Origin of the sequence: Ralstonia sp. Ralssp135, assembly GCF_047304345.1 — a bacterium.
Taxonomy (GTDB): domain Bacteria; phylum Pseudomonadota; class Gammaproteobacteria; order Burkholderiales; family Burkholderiaceae; genus Ralstonia; species Ralstonia chuxiongensis.
On the sequence record NZ_JBGLYZ010000078.1, the window covers coordinates 1 to 5,516 of the forward strand.

Annotated in this window: 2 tRNA genes and 3 rRNA genes; all 5 read right to left on the bottom strand. The window is 52.4% G+C overall.

From position 1 onward, the window contains the following. Window positions 1-52 precede the first annotated feature (52 nt). The 5 genes from rrf to ACCD03_RS25320 all read right to left on the bottom strand — a co-directional run bounded on the left by rrf (window position 53) and on the right by ACCD03_RS25320 (window position 5,217). Window positions 53-165 (bottom strand): 5S ribosomal RNA (rrf, locus tag ACCD03_RS25300). Between the two features lie 117 nt (window positions 166-282). After that, window positions 283-3,161 (bottom strand): 23S ribosomal RNA (locus tag ACCD03_RS25305). A gap of 269 nt (window positions 3,162-3,430) precedes the next feature. Beyond that, window positions 3,431-3,506 (bottom strand) — tRNA-Ala (locus ACCD03_RS25310). A gap of 36 nt (window positions 3,507-3,542) precedes the next feature. Next, window positions 3,543-3,619: transfer RNA gene (locus ACCD03_RS25315), tRNA-Ile, on the bottom strand. A gap of 60 nt (window positions 3,620-3,679) precedes the next feature. Then, window positions 3,680-5,217, bottom strand: a 16S ribosomal RNA gene (locus ACCD03_RS25320). Together the 16S, 23S and 5S rRNA genes with 2 tRNA genes alongside form the textbook arrangement of a ribosomal RNA operon. Window positions 5,218-5,516 lie beyond the last annotated feature (299 nt).

Sequence of the window (5,516 nt, forward strand, 5' to 3'; positions counted from 1 at the left end):
CGCAAAGACAAACACCCCAGCTCTTTGATGGAGCTGGGGTGTTGATGGGAGAGCCTGGCGATGACCTACTTTCACACGGGAATCCGCACTATCATCGGCGCGGAGTCGTTTCACGGTCCTGTTCGGGATGGGAAGGGGTGGTACCGACTCGCTATGGTCACCAGGCTATGACTTGTTGCCACGTTGACGAGGTCAACGCGACCAATATGGGAATGTAGATTTGGGGTTGTGATTTGTGAGTATCAGGCACAAGGCGGACCCAGCCGGAAACATACCGGTTATAGGATCAAGCCGCACGGGCAATTAGTACTGGTTAGCTGAACGCATTACTGCGCTTCCACACCCAGCCTATCAACGTCCTGGTCTCGAACGACCCTTCAGGGAGATCAAGTCTCCAGGGAATCCTCATCTTCAGGCAAGTTTCCCGCTTAGATGCTTTCAGCGGTTATCTCTTCCGTACATAGCTACCCTGCGATGCCTCTGGCGAGACAACAGGTACACCAGCGGTACGTCCACTCCGGTCCTCTCGTACTAGGAGCAGCCCCCGTCAAGATTCCAACGCCCACGGCAGATAGGGACCAAACTGTCTCACGACGTTTTAAACCCAGCTCACGTACCTCTTTAAATGGCGAACAGCCATACCCTTGGGACCGGCTACAGCCCCAGGATGAGATGAGCCGACATCGAGGTGCCAAACACCGCCGTCGATATGAACTCTTGGGCGGTATCAGCCTGTTATCCCCAGAGTACCTTTTATCCGTTGAGCGATGGCCCTTCCATACAGAACCACCGGATCACTATGTCCTGCTTTCGCACCTGCTCGACTTGTCGGTCTCGCAGTTAAGCACGCTTTTGCCATTGCACTTTAGGTACGATGTCCGACCGTACCAAGCGTACCTTCGAACTCCTCCGTTACACTTTGGGAGGAGACCGCCCCAGTCAAACTGCCTACCATGCACTGTCCCCGACCCGGATTCACGGGCCAAGGTTAGAACCTCAAACAAACCAGGGTGGTATTTCAAGGTCGGCTCCACCGAAACTAGCGTCCCGGTTTCAAAGCCTCCCACCTATCCTACACAGATCGGTTCAAAGTCCAATGCAAAGCTACAGTAAAGGTTCATGGGGTCTTTCCGTCTAGCCGCGGGGAGATTGCATCATCACAAACACTTCAACTTCGCTGAGTCTCGGGAGGAGACAGTGTGGCCATCGTTACGCCATTCGTGCAGGTCGGAACTTACCCGACAAGGAATTTCGCTACCTTAGGACCGTTATAGTTACGGCCGCCGTTTACCGGGACTTCAATCAAGAGCTTGCACCCCATCATTTAATCTTCCGGCACCGGGCAGGCGTCACACCCTATACGTCCACTTTCGTGTTTGCAGAGTGCTGTGTTTTTATTAAACAGTCGCAGCCACCATTTTATTGCAACCCCTTCGTCCTTCTGGCGCGAGCCAGTCAAACTACAAGGGCGTACCTTATCCCGAAGTTACGGTACCAATTTGCCGAGTTCCTTCTCCCGAGTTCTCTCAAGCGCCTTAGAATACTCATCTCGCCCACCTGTGTCGGTTTGCGGTACGGTCTCGTATGACTGAAGCTTAGAGGCTTTTCTTGGAACCACTTCCAATTGCTTCGCGACCTAAAGTCGCTCGCCCCACACCCTTGAATCACGCACCCGGATTTGCCTAAGTGCCATCTCCAATGTAGGGACCGGGACATCCAACACCCGGACAACCTTCCGCGATCCGTCCCCCCATCGCATCATACGACGGTGCAGGAATATTAACCTGCTTCCCATCAGCTACGCATCTCTGCCTCGCCTTAGGGGCCGACTCACCCTACGCCGATGAACGTTGCGTAGGAAACCTTGGGCTTACGGCGAGGGGGCCTTTCACCCCCTTTATCGCTACTCATGTCAGCATTCGCACTTCTGATACCTCCAGCATCCTTTACAAGACACCTTCACAGGCTTACAGAACGCTCTCCTACCATGCACTTACGTGCATCCGCAGCTTCGGTATATTGCTTAGCCCCGTTACATCTTCCGCGCAGGACGACTCGATCAGTGAGCTATTACGCTTTCTTTAAAGGGTGGCTGCTTCTAAGCCAACCTCCTGACTGTTTTAGCCTTCCCACTTCGTTTCCCACTTAGCAATATTTAGGGACCTTAGCTGGCGGTCTGGGTTGTTTCCCTCTTGACACCGGACGTTAGCACCCGATGTCTGTCTCCCGTGATTGCACTCTTCGGTATTCGGAGTTTGCTATGGCGGGGTAATCAGCAATAGACCCCCCAACCATGACAGTGCTCTACCCCCGAAGGTGAGACACGAGGCACTACCTAAATAGTTTTCGGAGAGAACCAGCTATTTCCAAGTTTGTTTAGCCTTTCACCCCTATCCACAGCTCATCCCCTAACTTTTCAACGTTAGTGGGTTCGGTCCTCCAGTACGTGTTACCGCACCTTCAACCTGGCCATGGATAGATCACTTGGTTTCGGGTCTACACCCAGCGACTGAACGCCCTATTCGGACTCGCTTTCGCTACGCCTTCCCTAATCGGTTAAGCTTGCCACTGAATGTAAGTCGCTGACCCATTATACAAAAGGTACGCCGTCACCCGTTTCCAGGCTCCGACTGTTTGTATGCATGCGGTTTCAGGATCTATTTCACTCCCCTCCCGGGGTTCTTTTCGCCTTTCCCTCACGGTACTGGTTCACTATCGGTCGATTACGAGTATTTAGCCTTGGAGGATGGTCCCCCCATCTTCAGACAGGATTTCACGTGTCCCGCCCTACTTGTCGTACACCTAGTTCCACAATACTGTTTTCGCATACGGGGCTATCACCCACTATGGCCGGACTTTCCATTCCGCTTTGCTAACAATACTGCTAAAGAGTACAAGGCTGATCCCATTTCGCTCGCCACTACTTTGGGAATCTCGGTTGATTTCTGTTCCTGCAGCTACTTAGATGTTTCAGTTCACTGCGTTCGCTTCTGTTACCTATGTATTCAGTAACAGATGACCCATTCGGGCCGGGTTTCCCCATTCGGACATCTGCGGATCAAAGCTTGTTTGCCAGCTCCCCGCAGCTTTTCGCAGGCTACTACGTCCTTCATCGCCTGTAATCGCCAAGGCATCCACCACATGCACTTATTCGCTTGACCCTATAACGAGTATGTCTCGCTATAGGCTGAGTTCTCGCGTTGTGCCGTATTCCAAGACAATCTTTCGATTGCTCTGGTAATACTGGTTGATACAATCACAACCCAGTGTCGCGTTTGAATGTGCGTCTCATCAACGCACCGCGACACCTTTACTACATTCCATATTGTTAAAGAACAGCCGAGTTATCACTCGTCTTGGCTAAGCCAAACGCAAACACCGCACTCATCGACATCTCTGTCGATGCTTGCGTTTGGCAACCAGAAGGTATTGGTGGAGGATGACGGGATCGAACCGACGACCCCCTGCTTGCAAAGCAGGTGCTCTCCCAGCTGAGCTAATCCCCCAGTCACGGTAGAGAACAACTTCCACCGTCCGTAACTTGGTGGGTCTGGTAGGACTTGAACCTACGACCCCCGCCTTATCAAGACGGTGCTCTAACCACCTGAGCTACAGACCCTTGGCTGTAACATCAAACAAACCGATAAGTGTGGACGCCTAACGTCGGATGCACGCTCTTAAAGGAGGTGATCCAGCCGCACCTTCCGATACGGCTACCTTGTTACGACTTCACCCCAGTCATGAACCCTACCGTGGTAATCGCCCTCCTTGCGGTTAGGCTAACTACTTCTGGTAAAGCCCACTCCCATGGTGTGACGGGCGGTGTGTACAAGACCCGGGAACGTATTCACCGCGGCATGCTGATCCGCGATTACTAGCGATTCCAGCTTCACGTAGTCGAGTTGCAGACTACGATCCGGACTACGATGCATTTTCTGGGATTAGCTCCACCTCGCGGCTTGGCAACCCTCTGTATGCACCATTGTATGACGTGTGAAGCCCTACCCATAAGGGCCATGAGGACTTGACGTCATCCCCACCTTCCTCCGGTTTGTCACCGGCAGTCTCTCTAGAGTGCCCTTTCGTAGCAACTAGAGACAAGGGTTGCGCTCGTTGCGGGACTTAACCCAACATCTCACGACACGAGCTGACGACAGCCATGCAGCACCTGTGTCCACTTTCTCTTTCGAGCACCTAATGCATCTCTGCTTCGTTAGTGGCATGTCAAGGGTAGGTAAGGTTTTTCGCGTTGCATCGAATTAATCCACATCATCCACCGCTTGTGCGGGTCCCCGTCAATTCCTTTGAGTTTTAATCTTGCGACCGTACTCCCCAGGCGGTCAACTTCACGCGTTAGCTACGTTACTAAGGAAATGAATCCCCAACAACTAGTTGACATCGTTTAGGGCGTGGACTACCAGGGTATCTAATCCTGTTTGCTCCCCACGCTTTCGTGCATGAGCGTCAGTGTTATCCCAGGGGGCTGCCTTCGCCATCGGTATTCCTCCACATCTCTACGCATTTCACTGCTACACGTGGAATTCTACCCCCCTCTGACACACTCTAGCCGTGCAGTCACCAATGCAATTCCCAAGTTAAGCTCGGGGATTTCACATCGGTCTTGCACAACCGCCTGCGCACGCTTTACGCCCAGTAATTCCGATTAACGCTTGGACCCTACGTATTACCGCGGCTGCTGGCACGTAGTTAGCCGGTCCTTATTCTTCCGGTACCGTCATCGACCCCAGGTATTAACCAGAGCCATTTCTTTCCGGACAAAAGTGCTTTACAACCCGAAGGCCTTCTTCACACACGCGGCATTGCTGGATCAGGCTTTCGCCCATTGTCCAAAATTCCCCACTGCTGCCTCCCGTAGGAGTCTGGGCCGTGTCTCAGTCCCAGTGTGGCTGATCGTCCTCTCAGACCAGCTACTGATCGTCGCCTTGGTGGGCCTTTACCCCACCAACTAGCTAATCAGACATCGGCCGCTCCTATAGCATGAGGCCTTGCGGTCCCCCACTTTCACCCTCAGGTCGTATGCGGTATTAGCTAATCTTTCGACTAGTTATCCCCCACTACAGGGCACGTTCCGATGTATTACTCACCCGTTCGCCACTCGCCATCAATCTAGCAAGCTAGATCATGCTGCCGTTCGACTTGCATGTGTAAGGCATGCCGCCAGCGTTCAATCTGAGCCAGGATCAAACTCTTCAGTTCAATCTGCTGTTTTTCGCTCTTTACGAGCGGTCGCTCACTCTCAGAATCTGACTTGAACTTTCGTTCAAACCTTACTTCTGTGCGAGCACTTCATTACTTGTTAGCTAGCGGATCGAAATCCGCCGCATCCAGTATTAAGCGCCCACACTTATCGGCTGTTTGTTTGTTAAAGAACTTCGCGATCAACTTTGTTCACCGCGTCGCTGCGTTGTCTGCAGCAGAGAAACGAGATTATGCAGAGCTTTTTCGTCGCTGTCAACAACTCGTCGAAGAATTTTTATCATCAACTCGCTGCCAAC